Below are 18,765 nucleotides of genomic sequence, written 5' to 3'. Positions count from 1 at the left end.
CGCCCGCCGTCCGGGCGGCCTCCGCCTCCCCGGGCGGGAGGCCCTCCGGACGGGACGGAATAATGGAAAAATTATAAACAATCATGGCCTGCGGAGAAACAATCATGGCCCGCGCAGTCAGCGTTCACCCTCGGTGACCACCTGCGTGAAATCGGCGAACTCGAGGAAGAGGGAAGCGGTCATCTTGAGGAGCGCCAGCCGGTTTTCGCGCAACCGCCGGTCCTCTCCCATGACGAATATCTCGTCGAAGAAGCGGTCGATGTCCGGCGCCAGTTCCAGGAGCACCCCCAGGGCGGCGTGATACTCTCCCGCGTCCAGATACCCGCGCAGGGGCTCCTGGGCCCAGGTGAGCCTGGAGTAGAGGTTGCGCTCCGCCTCCTCCTGGAGCAGGTCCGCGTCCAGCTCCGCGACATCCGCCCGGCTGGAGAGGTTGTGGCAGCGCTCGAAGCCGGTGTAAGCCCTCTGCAGCCGGCCGTCGGCTCGCGCCTCCTGAAGGGCTTCCAGCCGCAGGCGGGCCTCGTAGGGGTCCCTGAGGGCCAGGTCCAGGACCGCGGCCACCAGGTCGTAGTCGAATCCCTCACCGAGGAGCGCCTGTCGCCACCGCTGCCGGCAGAACTCGCCCACCTCCGCGGCCACAGCATCGGGACGGGCGAAACCGAACCTCTCCGCCGCCGCGGCGAGGAGGGAGGAGAAATCCAGGTGCAAGCCCTTTCCCACCGCCACGGAGAGCACGGCCACCGCCTGGCGCCGCAGGGCATAGGGATCCTCCGACCCGCTGGGGATAAGCCCCACACCGAAGCATCCGGTGAGGTTGTCCACCTTCTCCGCCAGGCAGAGCACCGCGCCCGGAAGGGTCTCCGGGAGGCGGTCACCGGCGAAGCGCGGGAGGTAATGTTCCTCGATGGCCGCAGCCGTCTCCGCGTCCTCCCCCGCCGCCAGGGCGTAGATGCGCCCCATTATGCCCTGCAGGGAGGTGAACTCGACGACCATGGAAGTCACCAGGTCGGCTTTGCAGAGCAGGGCCGCCCTCCGGGCCTTCTCCGCCGTCTCCTCGGGAAGGTGGGCGGAGCGGCAGATCTCATCGCACAGTCCGACCAGGCGCAGGGACTTCTCGTATAGGTTCCCCAACCTGGCCTGCCAGACCACCGATCTCAGGTCCGGCAGCCGGTCCTCCAGGGTCCGCTTCAGGTCCTCCTGGTAGAAAAAGGAAGCATCCTCCAGGCGTGCCCGCAGCACCCTCTCATGCCCCCGGCGGATGACCTCCTCCTTGGCGGGGTCGCCGTTGTGCACCACCAGGAAGGCGGGTGCCAGCTGGCCCTCCGCGTCCTCGACCGGGAAGTACCGCTGGTGCTCCTGCATGGCCGTTTCCAGGACCTCGCGCGGGAGCTCGAGGAAACGCTCCTCGAAGCGTCCCAGGAGAACGTGGGGATATTCCACCAGGTCCACCACCTCGTCCAGGGTCTCCCCGGAGGGCACGGCGCGCAGCCCCCGCGAGGAGAGAGCTTCCTCCACCCCGTCCAGTATGGCCTTCCGGCGTTCCTCCTCGTCCGCCAGCACCCGGGCCCGACGCAGGGCCTCCGGATAGCCGCGTGGCGTCGATATCTCCACCTCGCCCGAGGACAGGAAACGGTGTCCCCGGCTCGACCTCCCCGCACGCAGCCCCTCGAAATCCACGGGGACCACCTCCTCCCCGTAGAGCACCACCAGCCAGCGCACGGGACGGGCGAAACGGAACTCCCCCTCCCCCCAGCGCATGGATTTTCGGAAGGAGAAGGACCGGAGCACCTCATCGACCAGCCCGGGCAGGATATCCAGGGTCCTTCGGCCCTCCTTCCGGACCTCGGCGAAGACGAACTCCCCCTTCTCCGTCTCCCTGACCACCAGATCCTCGACCCGCACACCCCGGGCGCGGGCGAATCCCTCCGCGGCGGCCGTGGGGTTGCCCCTCTCGTCGAAGGCCGCGTCACGCCGCGGCCCTTTTACCAATTCCTGGTATTCTTCCTGCCTTTCCGCCAGGTCCTCCACCAGCGCCGCCAGGCGTCGCGGCGTGGAGAAGACATGGATCTCCCCGTGTTCCAGGCGTTCCCTCTTCAGGATCTGAAGCAGGTTGTCGTGGAGCTGCTTCCTCCCCTCCTGGACCGCCCCCCAGGGGAGCTCCTCGGTGCCTATCTCCAGGAGAAGGTCCCTGGCCCCCGTCTCGGCCATTCAGCATCCCTCCCGGAGCAAGGGGAAACCCAGGGCCTCCCTCTGCGCCAGGTAGGCGGAGGCCGTCCCCCGGGCCAGCTCCCTGACCCTGGCGATGTAACCGGTGCGCTCGGTGACGCTGATCACCCCCCGAGCGTCTAGGATATTGAAGAGATGGGAGCACTTGAGCACGCAGTCGTAGGCCGGAAGGACCAGGTTCCTCTCCAGGAGCCTTCGGGCCTCGGCCTCGTAGCGCTCGAAGAGCTGGAAGGCCATCTCCGTGTCCGCCTCGTCGAAGCAGTATACGCTCCACTCCACCTCCGCCTGCCTCTGCAGGTCCCCGTAGGTGAGCTCCCCGTTCCAGCTCAGGTCGAAGACGTTGTCCACTCCCTGCACATACATGGCCAGCCTCTCCATGCCATAGGTGAGCTCCACGGAGACCGGCCGGCAGTCGAGGGAGCCGACCTGCTGGAAATAGGTGAACTGGGTGATCTCCATCCCGTCCAACCAGACCTCCCACCCCAGCCCCCAGGCTCCCAGGGTGGGGCTCTCCCAGTCGTCCTCCACGAAACGCACGTCGTGCTCCGTGGGGTCGATTCCCAGGGCGCACAGGGAGTCCAGGTATACGTCCTGCACGTCGTGGGGCGAGGGCTTGAGGATGACCTGGAACTGGGTGTGCTGGTGGAGGCGGTTGGGGTTCTCGGCGTAACGCCCGTCTGTGGGGCGCCTTGACGGCTCCACGTAGGCCACCTTCCACGGTTCCGGCCCTAGGGCGCGAAGGAAAGTGGCCGGGTTGAAGGTCCCCGCCCCCACCTCCACGTCGTAGGGCTGCACGAGGACGCAACCCCTCTCCGTCCAGTAGGACTGGAGGGCCATGATCATGTCCTGAAAATGCATGGACTCCACCTCCGGGCTTCGATCACGGCTATATTACCATCCGCGGGGCGCGTAGTCATGGCCTCGCCATGGCGTTAAACGAGAGGTGTGGCCTTCCTCGCCGGCCCACGGCTTCTCCTGTAGCCCGGTTAGGTGGGAACGGGCGAAGCTTCGAGAGGCGGTGGTGCTCAGGAGTCACAGTTCCGGATCCGGAGCCTTCCGATTTCCGAGCACAGCGTATGGCCTCCGGCTCAGAGGCCCTTGAAAGGTCGAGCCTCGGGGGGAGCCTCCACGGCGACCTCCACGCCGTATTCCGGAAACTCGGCGGTGAGCTCCAGGCGCCCTTTCTCCGGGAGGAGGCCCAGGCCCAGCTCTTCGTTGAAGGAAGAGAGGCTCACGTCGGCGGCAACATATACCTGCCTGATGACCGGTTTGCCCTTCTGGATGCAGACCCTCATCTCCAGGTTCGAGCCGGAGAGGATCTCCTGCAGCTCCTCGGGAGTGAGGCCGAGGTCCTCGGCCAGCCTTCCCACCTGCTCCACCTCCGAAAGGCTCTTGAAATCCGGGTACACCTCGAGCTCCGCGCAGTCAAAGGAGCCCACTTTCCTCTCTCCAAGGTAATCCACGCTCACGGAGGCGGAGAGCAATTCCGGCAGGGCCTTCACCACGCCCATCAGGGAGGAGGGCAATTTCTCGCTCACCCCCATGCCCTCCGCGGAGAGGGAGTACCAGTTGCCCCCCACCTTGAGGTAGGCATGCCCTTGCGTGTACCGCAGAGAGATCTCCATGCCCAGGACGGTGAAGCGGGCCTCCAGGGCCGGCTCGCGCAGGTCGATCCAGGCGTCACCTTGGACGCTCACGGCCATCCCGCTCTCTCCCTCCAGGGGAGATACCGCGGCGTTGACCAGGGCGTGTGCGCTTTCCTCCTCCGACAGCGCGGTCGCGGCTGCAAGCAGGTCCTTCGAATAATCACGCTCTTCCTTCCCGCAGCCCGAAGAGCCCAGGGCCAGAGAGGCAAGCAGGAAAAGGGCACAGGCCGCAGCGGTCACGAACTCGGAAACGGGTTTTCGCAAAGCTCCGCTCCTTATGCCTTACCAGGATTCCTTGTAGAGAAGCGTGTTCTCCGGTTTGGATATCTCCACCTTCTGGTTGTAGAGGGGAAAGGCGATCTCCATGATCACCTTGACCGTATAGGGAGGGGTGTCGCCCTCACCCTTCTGAACCATCTCTATGTTGTACAGGGTACGCCTGAGGACCAGGTACTCCTTGTCGAACCAGTACTCGTAATTGACGCTGGCCTCCTTGAGCTGTTCCTTTATCCTCTCCAGCTCGGCGAGCTTGGACTCGCCCAGCTCGCCCTCCCCCCGGATCATGTTCAGGAACTCCTCGTCCTCCATGATGGCGTCGAAATTGGGGACCATGGCTATGTGATAGCAGTCCCTACCCTCCACCATCTCGTCCTGGAGGCGGGTTATCTTCTGGAAATTGTCTAGATACTCCGCAGTGTTCCTGGCGATCTCCGATACGCTGGGGATACGCAGTGTGGATTCTCCCGGAAGCTCGTACCACCTGTCGCCGTCCACGGCGCGGAAGTACTGTACCCCATCGAAGAGGACGTATTCGAATTCCTTGTTGAAGGTGGACCAGACCAGGCGGGCCTTGGCGTTCTCCGTGGCCGCGTCGTAGTCCCCCTCGCCGGTCAGCCTGACCTCCGCCGTGTAGGGCTGCTTTCCCGTCGGGGGTACGATGAAGGCGTAATCGAAGACGTAGTGGAGGGAGTTCACCTCGTCCGTGGCGTTCAACCCCTCCAGCATTATCTTCTCCGGGGTGGCGTTCTCCGGGACCTCCCTCTTGAGAAGGCCCTCGGGATTCCTGTTCCCGCATGCTGCGGCCCCCAGCACCAGGCAAAGACCCAGAAAAAGCAGGCCAGCCGCACTTATAAGTCTCCAGTGCCGCATATTCCTCCCCTCGCCTCATGCCCGGGCAGAACCGGTCCCGGGAAAGCCGCCTTAAAAATACCATATCCAAGCTGCAACGGTTAAGACGCCCCGTCTCGAGCCTATGTTCAACGCCACCGCCCGAAGTCCGTTCCCGCCCCCGGAGGAGTGTGATGCGGTGGAGGGTGGCCGTGCGGGAAACCTTCCCTCTTGGGGATTTTCTCCCGTGTAGTGGGCTACCGCGAGGTCGGCGGAAGGCCGTTCCCACGATGCGCACCGTTCCCATGCCGCCCACCATGATGTTTAATGAGTAAGGGGGCTTGGGAGGACCGGCACACCATATCCGGCCATTCCGGACAAAGCCCGGCCGTATCCGAGGGAAGGGATGAAAGGCCATGCGGTACGGCAGGCAGATATCCTCTGGGGGAGTCCTCTTCCGCCCTTCCGGCGAAGGGTACCAGGTGGCCCTCATCAGGCTGAAGGACGGGAAGGTCCATGCCTTGCCCAAAGGACTGGTGGAGGAGGGGGAGGACCCGCAGGAGACTGCCGTCCGTGAGGTCCGGGAGGAGACCGGCATGGAGGGTGAACCGGTGGCTCCACTGGGCTATATCCGTTACTATTACTATTCCCCCGAGGAGGACACCCGTTACTTCAAGCTGGTACATTTCTACCTTCTCCGCTACCGCGGGGGAAGCGAGGAGGGCCACGACTGGGAGGTTGAGGGGGTCGAATGGATGCCCATCGAGCGGGCCCTTCAGGCCCTGTCCTATAAAGGGGAGCGAGAGATACTGAAAAAGGCCGCCGCCATCATCGAGGGAACCGGGGAGGGATCGGAGGAGGGAGGCGCGCCGAAGATGGGAGGCGGGGAATGACCCTCCTCGGCGGTGGTCGGGCGAGAGAGGGCCTGAATCGGGAGGTTGACGGGATGCAGGACGTCCACGCGGGCAAGAGGATCTTCACCCTGGGGACCAGCACACGTTCCTTCAGGGAGTTCCTGGAGGTGCTCGACGCCTGGGGGATACGCCGTGTATGCGACGTGAGGTCCTTTCCGACCAGCCGGAGATACCCACATTTCTCCCGTGAGGCGCTCTCCTCGCATCTGGAGGAACATGGACTCGACTACCGCTGGATGGGCGAACTCCTCGGAGGGTACCGCAAGGGCGGTTACCGGGTGCACATGGAGACCCCGGAATTCAGAAAGGGTATCGAGGAATTGGAGAAAGCGGCGGAGGAGACGGCCACGGCTGTGGTCTGCGCCGAGCTCCTGCCCTGGAGATGCCACCGGCGCTTCATCGCCGAAGCGCTGGAGAGCCGCGGGTGGGAGGTGGTGCACGTCCTCGATGCCCGTCGCTCCTGGCTCCCAAGGGCATCCGGCCTCCAAACCAGCCTCCTCCCGGACGGACCGGAAAACGGCGCCCGCCCGGCGTGAGGTTCCGGCCCTGCACGGGAGGACCGCGTCTCCCATCCGCGGCGCTCGTGAATCCTGAAAGGGCCTTTCGCTCCCCCACCCGCTCAGGACCAAAGGGGCCCTTAGAAGAACAGCGGACCGCCGGACCCCGGATTTCTCCACCTTTTATCGCCCTCCAATAACCCTTCCGGGCGATGCGGTGTGAATCAGCGGCGCCGATTTCCACCTTGTGAGCGCATGAAGAAGGAGGGGTCCCGCCTGGAGGCCTGGAGTTTCAGGGAGTCGATGATGTTCAGGAGAAGGGAGAAGGCCCGGCCGGGAGAGACCGGCAAAGAGGACAGGGCTTCCTCGACGGTATACGAGGAACAGATTCAGCAGTTCGACAGGCGGCGCAGGGACGTCCTCTACTTGGCCGTGCTCATAACCCTCATCCTGGGCATCGCCGTGGTGGTCTATGCTTTTAACCTGGAGACGCTCAGCGGACTCTTCAGGTCCGACTACTTCAACAACTTCACCCGCATAAGCCTCGCCCTCCTCATCGTGGCCTTCACCGCCTATCTCATGAGGCGGGAGAAGGACTACAGCAGGCAGTCCGTCAAGGTCTTCGAGGAGCTGCGCCGGACCATCGACGACCTGCGCGTCCAGATGGAAGATCTCACCGCCATGTTGGAAGTATCCAAGTTGGTGGCCATAGCCGACGACCTGCATGAGAGGCTGGAGAAGAAGATGCCCCATATGAAGGGTCATTGGAAGAGGGTGGCCTTCTATGCCGTGGAGATCGCCCGCCGCATGGAGCTGGACGAGGATTACGTACGCCTGGTGGAGCGGGCGGCCAACCTGATGGACATCGGCATGCTCCAGGTGGCGGGGCAGCTCTCGGACGCCGCTTTCCGGGCCGGGGAACTGGTGCCCGCGGACAAGGAGATGATCAAACAGCATCCCAGGCTGGGTGCGGAGATGCTCTCGGCGATCAGGCCCAACTGGGAGATCATCCCCATCGTCCGCGGGCACCACGAGTGGTGGAACGGGATGGGTTATCCCGACGGGTTGAAGGGGGAATCCATTCCCCTGGGAGCGCGCATACTGAGCGTGGCCGACGCCTTCGTGGCCATGACCTCCTGGAGGGCTTACCGGGACGTCATGGAGGTCAAGGAAGCGGTGAAGGAGATATCCGCCTACAGCGGCGTGCAGTTCGACCCCCGGGTGGTGAACGCCTTCCTGGCCGTGATAACGCCCCGCATCTACGGCATGGAGGGCAGGGGCGAAAAGGAGGAGGAGATAAAGCTCCTGCGGGAGATAAACGCCGACTCCTCAGCTTCGCGGAAGGCCGCGCACCCCCTCTAAAGCGGCCGCGGCAAACTACAGGGAATAGAGCTCCTCGTCGCTCATGAGCGCGAAACCGCCCTCCCTGAGGACCTCCTCGGCCTCGGGGATCTTCTCCACCTCCACCACCAGCACCGCGGTGCTGCGGTCCTTGACCACGAAACCGTAGGCGTCCTCGATGTTCACCCCCCTCTCCCCCAGGGCCCGGCAGACGCGGTGCAGGCCGCCCGGGCGGTCGTCCATGATCACCGCTATGACCTCCTTCAGGTAAGCGGAAAAACCCTCCCTCCGCAGGGCCTGGTACGCCCGCTCCGGGTCGTCCACCAATAGCTTCACCACCCCGAAGTCGTCGGCGCCGGCGATGGTGATGGCCCTGATGTTGACGTTCTCCTCCATGAGCACCTGGGTGAGCCTCTCCAGCCGCCCCGGCTGGTTGCGCGCGAAGACGTTCACCTGGTGTGCCACGATCATTCCCCCCTTGCGTGATCCCGCATGTCCACCACACGCACCGCTTTTCCCTCCCCGGCGGGAAGAGAGCCCGGCTCCACGAGCTCCACCACCGGGGTGACCAAGATCTCGTTGCGCAGTTCCTGTGCTATGCGGCGGCGCAACTGGCTCAACTCTTTCACCTCACCGTGCCAGAGGTCGCCGGACACTTCCACCTGGACGCGCATCTCGTCCCGGTTGTCCACCGTCTCCAGCACGATGCGGTAGTTCGAGCCCACCCCGAGGATTCCCAGGAGCACCCTCTCCACCTGCATGGGAAAGACGTTGACCCCCTTGACGATGAACATATCGTCCGTGCGCCCCTTGATGCGGGAGATGCGCCGGTGTGCCCGGCCGCAGCGGCAGGGCTCCGGGAAGACCCGGGCCAGGTCGTGGGTGCGGTAGCGTAGGAGGGGCATGCCCTCGCGGTGCAGGGTGGTAAAGACCAGTTCGCCCTCCTCCCCCTCGGGCACGGGCTCCAGGGTCTCGGGGTCGATGACCTCCAGGATGAAGCTGTCCTCCCATACGTGCATCCCTTCCTGGAAGGGGCACTCGAAGGCCACCCCGGGCCCGCTCATCTCCGAGAGCCCGTAGGAATTGTAGGCCTTGATGCCGTAGGCCTCCTCCAGGCGGCGGCGGAGGCTCTCCGTGTGGGGTTCGGCGCCGATGAAGGCGATGCGCAGGCTGGTGTCCCGCCTGGGGTCGAGGCCCAGTTCGCGGAAGACGTCCAGGAGGTAGAGGGCGTAACTGGGGATGACGTGGATGACCGTGGTGCCGAAATCCCGCATCAGCTGGATCTGGCGCTTGCTGTTCCCCGAGCCCGCCGGGATGACCAGGGCCCCTATCCTCTCCGCGGCGTAGTGAAATCCGAGGCCCCCGGTGAAGAGCCCGTAGCCCATCATGTTCTGGAAGACGTCCGAGCGGCGCACCCCGGTCATGTACATGCACCGGGCCACCAGCTCCGTCCAGGCATCGATGTCCCGTGCGGTGTGGAAGACGACCGTGGCCTGCCCGGTGGTCCCGGAGGAGGAATGCAGGCGCACCACTTCCTCCAGGGGCACGGTGAGGAAGCGCCGCGGGTCTCCTCCGCGCAGGGTCTCCTTGTCCATGAAGGGCAGGGCCCGGAGGTCGTCGAGGGAGCTCACCCTGGCGGGATCGAACCCCGCCTCGCGAAACCATTCCCGGTAGAAAGGGCTGTTTCCGCAACGCTCCAGCACCGCACGCAGCCGGCGCAGCTGCAAGGAGCGTATCTCCTCCCCAGAAAGGAGTTCCACCTCCGGGTTCCAGAACTCTCCCTCGGGCATGTCTTCCTCCCCTTTTTCGCTCCCCTCGCGCCTCCGGTCGAGGGCCCTCTCAGCCGTCCCTCCCCGGCCCGGCGCGGGCCAACGATGCAGTACTCTCACGTCTTCAAAGGCATGGCGGCTCCTCAAGATCCCGGTGACGATCACCAATATTAAACCCCATTCGCAAAGTTCAGTCATTCATCCGCGGGAAACGCCGACGGTGCCGCCGGCGCGCCCTGTCGTCTTCGCATGCGCATTATCGCTCCATCCCTTCACGGAGAACGCCGCACGCCGCGAATCCTTGTCTCCATCCCACGGAAGCCAAATCTCCGCGCCCATCGCGGTGGGATGCCGGAGGCCGACCGCTTTCGCCTCTTTTCGTCATCATCCCCGGCCGAAGCCATACGGGAGACCGGCCGCCGAATGGCGCCGGGCCTTCGGCGGGGCGCCTCATGTATAATAACCACCGTCCGGGAGGGTACGTCTTCGGAGGGAGGGAGGCGCATGCGCGATTCCGTCAAGCGTTTCTTCAAGATGTTCGGCAACCGCAACCTCGAGGGGTTCATCCACGGCTACCTCTACGGACGGTTCCCCAACGCCTACGTCTACCGCCTGGGCAAGCTCATCAACGTGGCGGAGAAGGAGCCTCCTCACGACCTTCCGCCGGAGATGGAGGATATCCTGGACGTGGTGGTGGGCAAGGTGGCCAGGGAGACCCTCGACCCGGCCACCAGCACCTATCATGCCAAGGTGGTGCGCACGGAGCACGCCGTAGACCTGGTGAACGTGAAGGAGAACGTCTACCTTCCCCGCCAGGAGAGGGTCATCCCCTACCCCATCGCCAACGATATCATCCTCGAGGACCCCGATCACATCGGGGTCATAGAATGCCCTTGCAGGCACACGCAGAGCAAGCCCTGCCTGCCCCTCGACGTCTGCCTCGTGGTGGGAGAACCCTTCCTGGGTTTCCTGGAGGAGCACAAACCCAACAACTTCAGGCGCCTACTTCCCGAGGAGGCGACGCGCATCCTCAAGGAGGAACACGAGCGGGGGCACGTGCACTGCGCCTATTTCAAGGACGCCGCCGGCGGGCGCTTCTTCGCCATCTGCAACTGCTGTTCCTGCTGCTGCATAGGCATGAAGGCCTACCTGGCCTTCGGTTCCCCCAATATATGCTCTTCAGGGTACGTCGCTCGCGTCGATGCCGAGGAGTGCAGCGGCTGCGGGAGCTGCGTGGAGGCCTGCCCATTCAAGGCATTGAGCCTGGGGGACGACCTGGTGGCGGAGGTGGACCCCGCCCGCTGCTTCGGGTGCGGGGTATGCGCTTCCCGATGCGAGCTGGAGGCCATCACCCTGGAGCGGGACCCGGAAAAGCCGGCTCCCATGGACATCAAGGCCCTCCTAGCGGAGGCGGGAGGAGAGGCCGGAGCCTGAGGTTCCAAAAAAAGCTAGCGGACCGCAGCCGCGATAGCTTAGGGGAACCCTTCCGGCATCTCTCACACATCCCCGCCTCGCCCGGCCAAGGCCGCCGCTGGTCCCCACATCTCGAGGCCGGCCCAGGCCAGGGCGCGGGCCTCCTCGGCATGCCGATTCCTTATCGGTCCGGCCATGACCCGAGAAGCGGTTACCGATTCACGCACCTCTCAGGCATACAGGCGGTGATAGCGGTTGAACATATCGAGCCAGTTCTTGAGGACACGGGGATCGCGGCGCATCTCCCGGTACACCGCGCGCAGCACGGGCAACGCGAGGTGCCCCATGAGGCGTATCCCCCACCCCTGGTTGACCCGCCTCCTCATCTCCGCCTCGTCGCCGCTCCGCCGCGCCCACGCCAGGTCCCTGCGGTGAGTGTCGCTGATGAGGGCCGGGATGAGGGGATGCTCCTCCAGCCTGCGCTGGTAGCGGGAGAGGAAAGACGCGCCGGTGTCGCCGGCCCGTAGGGCCTCGATGGCCGTCTCCGCCGCCATCTCGGCGGAGAACCAGGCGGAGGGGACCCCGTCAGCTATGGCCGCGGCCTCCAGGCCCGCGGCGTCGCCTATGAGGAGTACGCCGTCCCCGAAGGTGGGCATGCTGCGCATGTCCCGGTAAAGTCCGGCGTAGATGGGACAGGTATCCCATATACGCGCGCGCAGCTCGGTGCGGGGGGCGTACATCTCACGCCAGCGGTCCACCTGGAAGAACCTCCGGTAATAAGCGTCGAGCTCCTTGGCGAGCACAGGAACCCCCTCCTCGCCCTTGAGGAACCTCCCGATGGTCATATGGATACTCTCCCGGTAGGGGAAGATGTAAACCGCCGACCCCTCGCCGAGGGGGGCGATGATCTTCTCCTCCGGCATGGCCCAGTAGTATTCGATCTGGTACCCGCAGATGCGGTCGATGTCCTCCTTGGCCATCTTGAAGTCGTAGAGGAGGCACAACTCCACGGCTTCCGGACGGTAGGTCTTGCGTATCCCCGCCTTCCTGGCCAGGATGTTCTGCACTCCCTCGGCGTCGATGAGGAGCCTGCAGCGAAGTTCCTCGCCCCCGTCCGTCACCACCCCCTTCACCGCCCCGCTTTCCATGATCACGTCCACCGCGGCGACGGAGGTCCGCAGCTCGGCGCCCGCCTCCACCGCACGCTCCGCCAACCAGGTGCAGAAAGGACGGCAGTATACCGTGTAGCCGATGGCCAAGCGGTTCGCCAGCGGCCCGGGGACGCGGAAAGAATTGTCCGTAGCGTAGACCTTCCCGTCGCGGACGAAAAAGTTGCGAATCCCGGTGATGGGCCTCTCGATGGGAGGGTCGCCGTCGCGTATCCACTGCGGACCGAAGAGAAAACCGTAGAAGGGGATGGTGCAGCTGGATATGACCTTTTGTCCCGGCGTGGAAGCTCTTTCCAATATAAGGGTGGAAAGCCCCGCCTCGGCGCACCTCTTGGCCGCCACGGGCCCACCGAAGCCCGCCCCTACCACTATGACGTCGTAATCCACGGCACTCATATCGCTACCCCCCGTTTCATCCGCGCGCTCATCAACCCCACTCGCTGCGGTAACCCGTACCCCCCACCGGCCATCCGAAATCGACGGCGCCCGACTCGCAGACGAAAAGGCAGGAGGCGCATTCCATGCACCGTTCGAGGCTCGCGACCTCGGCTTTCTTCTCGCGCAGCCGGAACACTCCCGCCAGGCACACGCGCAGGCAATTCCCGCAACCCGTGCACTTAGAGGCATCGATGGTGATGAAGGGCCGCGGCGACGGGACCCACTCCACACCCGGGATATCCTCGAATCTGAGCGTTTCCTCCATCATGCCCCCTTTCCTCTATACGAAAAATCGAAGATATATAGCACATCAAAACCGGTGCTACTGACAGCTTTGCAGCCCCGTGCGGGCCCCGGCGTGCGTGAAACCGGCCCGTCCCGTCATCCCTTGAAGGAGACGACCAGATGGGGCCAGAGTTCCCGGAATCCCAAGCGGCGGTAGAGGGAGATGGCGGCATGGTTGTCCTCCCTGGCCTCCAGGCGCACGGGCTTGCCTCCGGAGAGGGAGCGCTCGCAGAGCAGGCTGCAGACCGCCCCCGCGAACCCCCGGCGGCGGAACTCCGGGAGGCAGTAGACCCCGCCGAGTTCGTCCGCCCCCGGGGTGACCGCTTCCATCTCCGCCTTGGCCACCGCCCGTCCATCGCAGCGGGCGAGGGCCGTGGTGCCCGCCTCGACCAGGCGCAGCATGCGCAGCCTTATCTCCCAGTCTCTGGAAACGTTTCCCAGATACTCCCACTGGAAGGACCTCTCCAGGCCCACCAGGGTTTCCAGGTCCTCCTCCCCGGCCACCTCGGCCAGCTCCGGGTGGCGTGGAGCGAAATCTCCCGGCCGGAGCACGAGCGAGACCTCACGCTCCACCCGCTGCACCCTGCTGGATAGCTCCGGGAACCATTCCAGCATCGCCTCTATATCCTCGCGGCGCCCGGCCATGGCCGACGGCGGTCCCCACATCTCGAGGCCGGCCCGGACCAGGGCGCGGGCCTCTTCCGCGCGCGCGGCGGTCCTCCACAGACCCAGATTGTCGCGGAAGAGGACGCCCCTTATCCGGCCGCCCGCCCTCAGGGCGAGAAATTCTCCCTGCTCCGCAAGGCCCAGGTTGAGGAGGCCCCAGCGCCTCACGCTCCATACCAGGCGCAGGTTGGCCACGGGATCCCTCTCCAGAAAGGACAGGAGCTCCCTCTCCCCTCCCGGCTCCACAGGCCGGCAGGAAAGGGCGCCCTCCATACCCACATCCCGGCTGCCTCTCACGGGGACCGTACCTCAACCCAGGAAAAATCGGGCCGCTCCACGCCTCACCCGCCTTATATTACCCGACACCGCCGCGCGGTGTCCGCCCGTTTGAAAAACCCTCGGAGGGCAGAGCCGCGGCCTGGACCCGAATACCCATCCCTCACGCGGCGAAAGGGGGCACACCCTTATGGTTCATCACCGAAATCGTGGCCCATCCTCGAAACTGCGGCCCTACCCAGAGCCCACCGTTCTTTTTCCTTCGAGCCATTCCGCGTTGACCTCCAGATCCGGAGTTCCTCCCGGGAGAGGCGCGAAACGCCAGGCGATCCTTCAAGGGCATCGGCTTCCCACGGGCCCGCGCCCGCCTCACCGCCCGGCACCCATCCCAGCCGGCATTCTGCTACAATTGAGGCGTGGAGAGAAAACGGGAAAAGGACCTGATCGCGGAGTTCACCGCGCGCTATCCCTTCCCCCTGGACGATTTCCAGCTCCAAGCCATAGAGAGTCTTGCCCGTGACCGCTCCGTACTCGTGGTCGCCCCCACCGGGTCGGGGAAGACGGTGGTGGCGGAGTTCGCCGTGTGGCTGGCGGAGAGGCAGGGGGGACGGACCTTTTACACCACGCCCCTGAAGGCGCTCAGCAACCAGAAATTCCGCGACTTCGGCGACATCTACGGGCCGGACGCCGTGGGCCTCCTCACCGGGGACAACAGCATCAACCCCCAGGCGCCGGTGGTGATCATGACCACTGAGGTGCTGCGCAACATGATCTACGAACGCTCCCCGGACCTCTACGACCTGCGCTACGTGGTCCTCGACGAATGCCATTACCTCATGGACCCCTTCCGGGGTCCGGTATGGGAGGAGATAATCATCCACCTGCCCACGGACATCAAGATAGTGGCCCTCTCGGCCACGGTGTCCAACTACGGCGAGTTCGGGGAGTGGCTCAACGACCTGCGCGGCGACGTGGACGTCGTCTACCACGACCGGCGGCCGGTCCCGCTGCGCCACTACTATTTCATAGGCGGCATCATGGTCAACCTTCTCTCCGACCGGGCCCCGGGGGTGGTGGAGGAATACGAGCGCTCCATGAAGGGCAGGGGCCGGGACGGCAGGAGGCCCCGCACCCGCCACCTCATCCCCCGCCGGGCGGACGTGGTGGAGCGGTTGCGCAAATCGGGCATGCTCCCGGCCATTTACTTCATCTTCAGCCGCGCCGGCTGCGACGCCGGCGTGGCTCACTGCCTGGAGGAGGGCGCGGACCTGACCACCCCGGAGGAGAAGCGGGTCATCGAGGAGCAGGCCCTGGCCCGGGTGGCCTGGCTTCCGGAGGAGGATCTGAAGGTCTTCGGTTTCGACCTCTGGCTGGAGGCCCTCAAGAGGGGGTTGGCCTCCCACCACGCCGGACACCTGCCCATATTCAAGGAGATAGTGGAGGACCTCTTCGCCCAGGGCCTGGTGAAGGTGGTCTTTGCCACGGAGACCCTCTCCCTGGGGATAAACATGCCCGCCAAGACGGTGGTCATCGAGTCCCTGTTCAAGTTCACCGGGGAATCCCACGAATTCCTCACCCCCACGGAGTATACCCAGTTCACCGGACGCGCCGGCCGCCGGGGCATAGACAAGGTGGGCAACGCCATAACGCTCTACAACCCCATGGTACCCTTCTCCCAGGTACGCAGGCTGGCGGAGATGGAAAGCCTCCCTATTACTTCCAGTTTTTCCCTTTCCTACAACATGGTGGTGAACCTGCTGCACTATTACGATGTGGAGACCACGGTGCACATGCTCAACTCCAGCTTCGCCCAGTTCCACGCCGACCGCGAGGTGGTGCGCCTGGAACGTTCCCGTTCCCGCCTGGCCATGCGCATCCAGGCCCATCGCCGGAAGATAGAATGCCAACGCGGCGATCCCATGGCCTATCTCGCCGCCCGGAGCGAGATCTCGCGCCTGGAGAAGGAGATGGCCGCCGAGCGCCGGCGGCGCAGGCGCGAGCTGATCAACCGGGAGCTCGAGGAACTGGTCCCCGGCGACGTGCTGGTTCTGCACCGCAGGGGCTCCCGTCGGGCGGCGGTGGTACTCTCCATCTCCGAGGACAAACACGGCGACCCGCGCCTGACGGCCCTGGACGACCGGGGGCGGCTCCTCAAAGTTTCCTACCAGAACTTTCCATATCCCCCTCAGGTCATAGGTCACCTGGGTAAACCCTTCATTCCCGCCAGGAGCAGGGCGGAGGAAAAGAAGTTGCGGCAGGCCCTGGCCGGTTTCCGAGTCCCGCCGCCCCAGGAATGGGAAGAGGAATTCCACCTCCCCCACCGCGAGGAACTGATAGGCCTCCGGGAAGAGCTGGAGGGCAGCCCGTGCCACACCTGCGAGAGACGTGAGGCCTGCCTCGAGACCTGCCGGAGCATCAGGAACCTGCAGACGGAGATGGAACGCGTGCAGCGGCAGATGGAAGCGCGCAGCGACGTCTCCTCCCGGAAACTGGCCAACGTCATGCGGGTGCTGGAACGCCTGGGCTACCTGGAAGGGGAGAAACCCACCCCCAAGGGCATCGTCCTCTCCCGCATCTACAACGAGTGCGACCTCATCCTGGTGGAGTGCCTCGAAGAGGGGTTGTTCCTCCCCCTGGACGAGGCGGAGACTGCGGCCCTGGCCTCGGTCTTCGTCTTCGAGACACGGGAGGGTCCTACCCCCCGCCGCAGAGGGGGAAGGCCTTACCGGGAACCGGCGCAGGGCCCCACGGTCCCCACTCCCGCGCTGCAGGAGGCCATACTCGAGGCCCGCAGTCTGGAGGGGAGGATCAAGGCCCTGGAGAGGCGGGAAGGGCTGGACCTCGTGCGGCCTCTGGACCCGGGTTTCGTGCCCGTCGTCTACGACTGGGCGACGGGCGAGGACCTCGCCTACATATCGTCGACTTACCCCCAGTACTCGGCGGGGGATTTTGTCCGCTCCATGAAACAGGTCCTGGACATCCTGCGCCAGATGAAGGAGGTGACCGAGGACCCGCTCCTTTCGGAGAAGTTCTCCGGGGCCATGGACCGCATCCACCGCAGCATAGTGGCCTACACCAGTGTGGTGGACGTGATGGAGGAGGAGCTGGAAAGCGGCATCCCCGGCCGCTAGAGCGCGACAAAGAGGAAAACTCCTGGAAGTGAACCCGAGTTTGATAGGAATTGATAAGATACCGTCGACGTACCGTTGATTGCCATGTTAAAGGAAAAATTTCAAGCCTTATCAAGCAAGATCTCTATTCTCGGCAAGCATGGCCAATCGCCTCATCGGCAAAGACGCCTTCCCCCTTGAAAAAACAGTGGTTATTCGCCCTGATCCCCTCACACCTTTATCGAGAAACGGAATACCGACCCACCTCCCTCCCGGGGCTCATGCCACAAAGCGCCGCCGTGCCTTCGGACGATCTCGCTGGCGACGTACAGCCCTACGCCCATGCCCTCCGATGAGTGGTGCAGGGCGTCCTCGGCTTGCACGAAAGGCTCGAAGATGCGCCCCTCCATCCCCGAAGGGACGCCGTGTCCTCTATCCTTCACCGCTACATCAAGCCGGCCCCCGCTTCTCTCTACTTCCACCTCTACGGGGGATGCGGGAGGGGAAAACTTAACGGCGTTGTCCACGAGGATGGAGAGCAATTCTCCCAATCTCACGGGGTCGAGATGTCCTACGTCAAGATCGTTGACCAGTTTGAGACGAAGTCTTTCTCCCAAGCCTCCTCCGACCTCGAGCTCAAACCAATCACGAATGACATTCTCCAATTCGACGGTTTCCATGCTCATCCGGAAAACGTCCCTCTGGATGGAGGAAACGTCAAGCAAACGCTGCGATAACTTTTCCAGCCTCTCCGTACCCCCCTGAATATAGCCGAGCATCTGCCGCCTCTCCTCATCGCCCAATCTCTCCCATTGTTCCCTCAGGGTCTGGGCGTATCCCGCTATGATAGTTACCGGGTGCCGGATCTCATGCGAGGCCACGTCGATGAAATTCTTTATCCTCTCCTCGTGGTCCAGCCTTTCCTCCTCGATCTCCACGGCGCGCGCCAGCATGCCGGCGATATCCCGTTCCTCGGGCGACCAGAGCCCGGTGGACGGGCGCAAGAATGCCAGGAACCCGATCTTTGTATCGCCAAGCCTTACCGGACACCCCAGAAGGGAATCGAAGCCATAACCCATGACCAGAAGGTCATCCCCGGCATCCGGCTCGCCGCTCAGGGGCTCGATCACGATGGAGCCCTCCGCTTCCTCCATCAACCGCTCAAGGAACCTACCCTCGACGCCCTCCCGGCGGCGGGAACCCTCCTCCATTCCGCAGGTTATCAGTTCAGTGGATTCATCACCACGGCGCAGATAGACGGCCATGGGCACCTCCAACACCTGCTTGCCCATGCGGATTATGCGGACCATGTTGGAACGGTAGTTGGTGCTCAACCGGAGGAAAAGGTCGACCAGCATGGCCAGCCTCTGTTCGCTCTTTCGGCGCAGAGCGCTCTCCCTTTCCAGGTCCAACATCTTCTTTTCCAGTTTCTGGATAAGGCGCTGATTGTATCGCTTGAGAACGCAGGCTTCGTCCTGAGGAGGGAGCTCCCGCGGCGTGATCCTTCCCGCCTCCGCGGCCTTGAGCACCTCCTCGATCAAAAGCATGAAATCCACCGGGTCGGCCGGCTTGACGATGAAGCGCTCGGCACCCAAGCTGAGTGCGAACTCCTCGTCCTTGGGGTCGGTATAGGTCGCGGTGTAGAAGATGAAAGGCTTAGATTTGAGTTTTTCGTCTTTCTTCCATTCCCGGCAGAGGGTGAACCCGTCCATGACCGGCATGAGGATGTCGGTGATCAACAGGTCGGGGGGAGATGACCTGGCCTTGGCAAGGGCCTCCTCTCCGTTGCGCGCCTCCTCGACGTGATATCCGTGACCCTGCAGCAGGGCGCGCAACATATAGAGGTTTTCCTCGTTATCGTCCACGATGAGCACCGTGCCCTTCATCCCGTACCGCGCTCCTTTCACCCGA

At 64.2% G+C, this 18,765-nt stretch carries 15 protein-coding genes; 5 read left to right on the top strand and 10 right to left on the bottom strand.

Going from position 1 to position 18,765, the window contains the following annotated elements:
• Positions 1 to 117: 117 nt before the first annotated feature.
• The 4 genes from glyS to H7007_RS12785 all read right to left on the bottom strand — a co-directional run bounded on the left by glyS (position 118) and on the right by H7007_RS12785 (position 5,018).
• Entirely contained in the window at positions 118 to 2,205 is a 2,088-nt protein-coding gene (gene glyS, locus H7007_RS12800) for a glycine--tRNA ligase subunit beta (RefSeq protein ID WP_287155713.1), read from the bottom strand.
• Positions 2,206 to 3,081 (bottom strand): glycine--tRNA ligase subunit alpha, encoded by an 876-nt coding sequence (glyQ, locus tag H7007_RS12795; protein ID WP_287155712.1) that lies wholly within the window; start codon positions 3,079 to 3,081, stop codon positions 2,206 to 2,208. It lies immediately after the preceding gene.
• A gap of 230 nt (positions 3,082 to 3,311) precedes the next feature.
• Positions 3,312 to 4,133: a hypothetical protein gene (locus H7007_RS12790; RefSeq protein WP_287155711.1), complete on the bottom strand. Its 822-nt coding sequence runs from the start codon at positions 4,131 to 4,133 to the stop codon at positions 3,312 to 3,314.
• Between the two features lie 18 nt (positions 4,134 to 4,151).
• Entirely contained in the window at positions 4,152 to 5,018 is an 867-nt protein-coding gene (locus H7007_RS12785) for a hypothetical protein (RefSeq protein WP_287155710.1), read from the bottom strand.
• A 374-nt stretch (positions 5,019 to 5,392) separates the two neighbouring features.
• Here H7007_RS12785 and H7007_RS12780 point away from each other — a divergent pair, with 374 nt between their 5' ends.
• The 3 genes from H7007_RS12780 (at position 5,393) to H7007_RS12770 (ending at position 7,749) form a co-directional block, all read left to right on the top strand.
• Complete coding sequence (locus H7007_RS12780) at positions 5,393 to 5,869, top strand: NUDIX hydrolase (protein ID WP_287155709.1); 477 nt, start codon at positions 5,393 to 5,395, stop codon at positions 5,867 to 5,869.
• A gap of 53 nt (positions 5,870 to 5,922) precedes the next feature.
• Entirely contained in the window at positions 5,923 to 6,426 is a 504-nt protein-coding gene (locus H7007_RS12775; protein WP_287155708.1) for a DUF488 domain-containing protein, read from the top strand.
• 267 nt (positions 6,427 to 6,693) lie between these two features.
• Positions 6,694 to 7,749, top strand: a complete 1,056-nt coding sequence (locus tag H7007_RS12770; RefSeq protein WP_287155707.1) for an HD-GYP domain-containing protein — start codon at positions 6,694 to 6,696, stop codon at positions 7,747 to 7,749.
• A gap of 15 nt (positions 7,750 to 7,764) precedes the next feature.
• Here the strand turns inward: H7007_RS12770 and H7007_RS12765 are convergent, their stop codons facing one another.
• Positions 7,765 to 8,199, bottom strand: coding sequence for an ACT domain-containing protein (locus H7007_RS12765; RefSeq protein WP_287155706.1), 435 nt, complete (start codon positions 8,197 to 8,199; stop codon positions 7,765 to 7,767).
• On the bottom strand, positions 8,196 to 9,518 hold the full coding sequence (locus H7007_RS12760) for a phenylacetate--CoA ligase family protein (protein ID WP_287155705.1): 1,323 nt from the start codon (positions 9,516 to 9,518) through the stop codon (positions 8,196 to 8,198). The genes H7007_RS12765 and H7007_RS12760 overlap by 4 nt, the downstream gene beginning before the upstream one ends.
• Positions 9,519 to 10,001: 483 nt before the next feature.
• Here H7007_RS12760 and H7007_RS12755 point away from each other — a divergent pair, with 483 nt between their 5' ends.
• Complete coding sequence (locus tag H7007_RS12755) at positions 10,002 to 10,931, top strand: 4Fe-4S binding protein (RefSeq protein WP_287155704.1); 930 nt, start codon at positions 10,002 to 10,004, stop codon at positions 10,929 to 10,931.
• Between the two features lie 209 nt (positions 10,932 to 11,140).
• Here the strand turns inward: H7007_RS12755 and H7007_RS12750 are convergent, their stop codons facing one another.
• From H7007_RS12750 to H7007_RS12740, 3 genes are all read right to left on the bottom strand, one after another.
• On the bottom strand, positions 11,141 to 12,475 hold the full coding sequence (locus tag H7007_RS12750; protein ID WP_287155703.1) for an NAD(P)/FAD-dependent oxidoreductase: 1,335 nt from the start codon (positions 12,473 to 12,475) through the stop codon (positions 11,141 to 11,143).
• Positions 12,476 to 12,506: 31 nt separating this feature from the next.
• On the bottom strand, positions 12,507 to 12,785 hold the full coding sequence (locus tag H7007_RS12745; protein WP_287155702.1) for an ATP-binding protein: 279 nt from the start codon (positions 12,783 to 12,785) through the stop codon (positions 12,507 to 12,509).
• A 113-nt stretch (positions 12,786 to 12,898) separates the two neighbouring features.
• Positions 12,899 to 13,765, bottom strand: a complete 867-nt coding sequence (locus H7007_RS12740) for a GNAT family N-acetyltransferase (protein WP_287155701.1) — start codon at positions 13,763 to 13,765, stop codon at positions 12,899 to 12,901.
• 395 nt (positions 13,766 to 14,160) lie between these two features.
• On the opposite strand from H7007_RS12740, the gene H7007_RS12735 reads away from it, so the two are divergent.
• Positions 14,161 to 16,875 carry a DEAD/DEAH box helicase gene (locus H7007_RS12735; protein ID WP_287155700.1) on the top strand — a complete coding sequence of 905 codons (2,715 nt, stop codon included), beginning with the start codon at positions 14,161 to 14,163 and terminating at the stop codon, positions 16,873 to 16,875.
• A 209-nt stretch (positions 16,876 to 17,084) separates the two neighbouring features.
• On the opposite strand, the gene H7007_RS12730 is transcribed toward H7007_RS12735, so the two are convergent.
• Positions 17,085 to 18,740: an ATP-binding protein gene (locus tag H7007_RS12730; protein WP_287155698.1), complete on the bottom strand. Its 1,656-nt coding sequence runs from the start codon at positions 18,738 to 18,740 to the stop codon at positions 17,085 to 17,087.
• Positions 18,741 to 18,765: the final 25 nt, after the last annotated feature.

This window comes from Candidatus Solincola tengchongensis, assembly GCF_015711935.1.
Classification (GTDB): domain Bacteria; phylum Actinomycetota; class Geothermincolia; order Geothermincolales; family RBG-13-55-18; genus Solincola_A; species Solincola_A tengchongensis.
The sequence above is the reverse complement of the archived record's forward strand: the minus strand, read 5'-3'. Positions and strand labels throughout refer to the sequence as shown.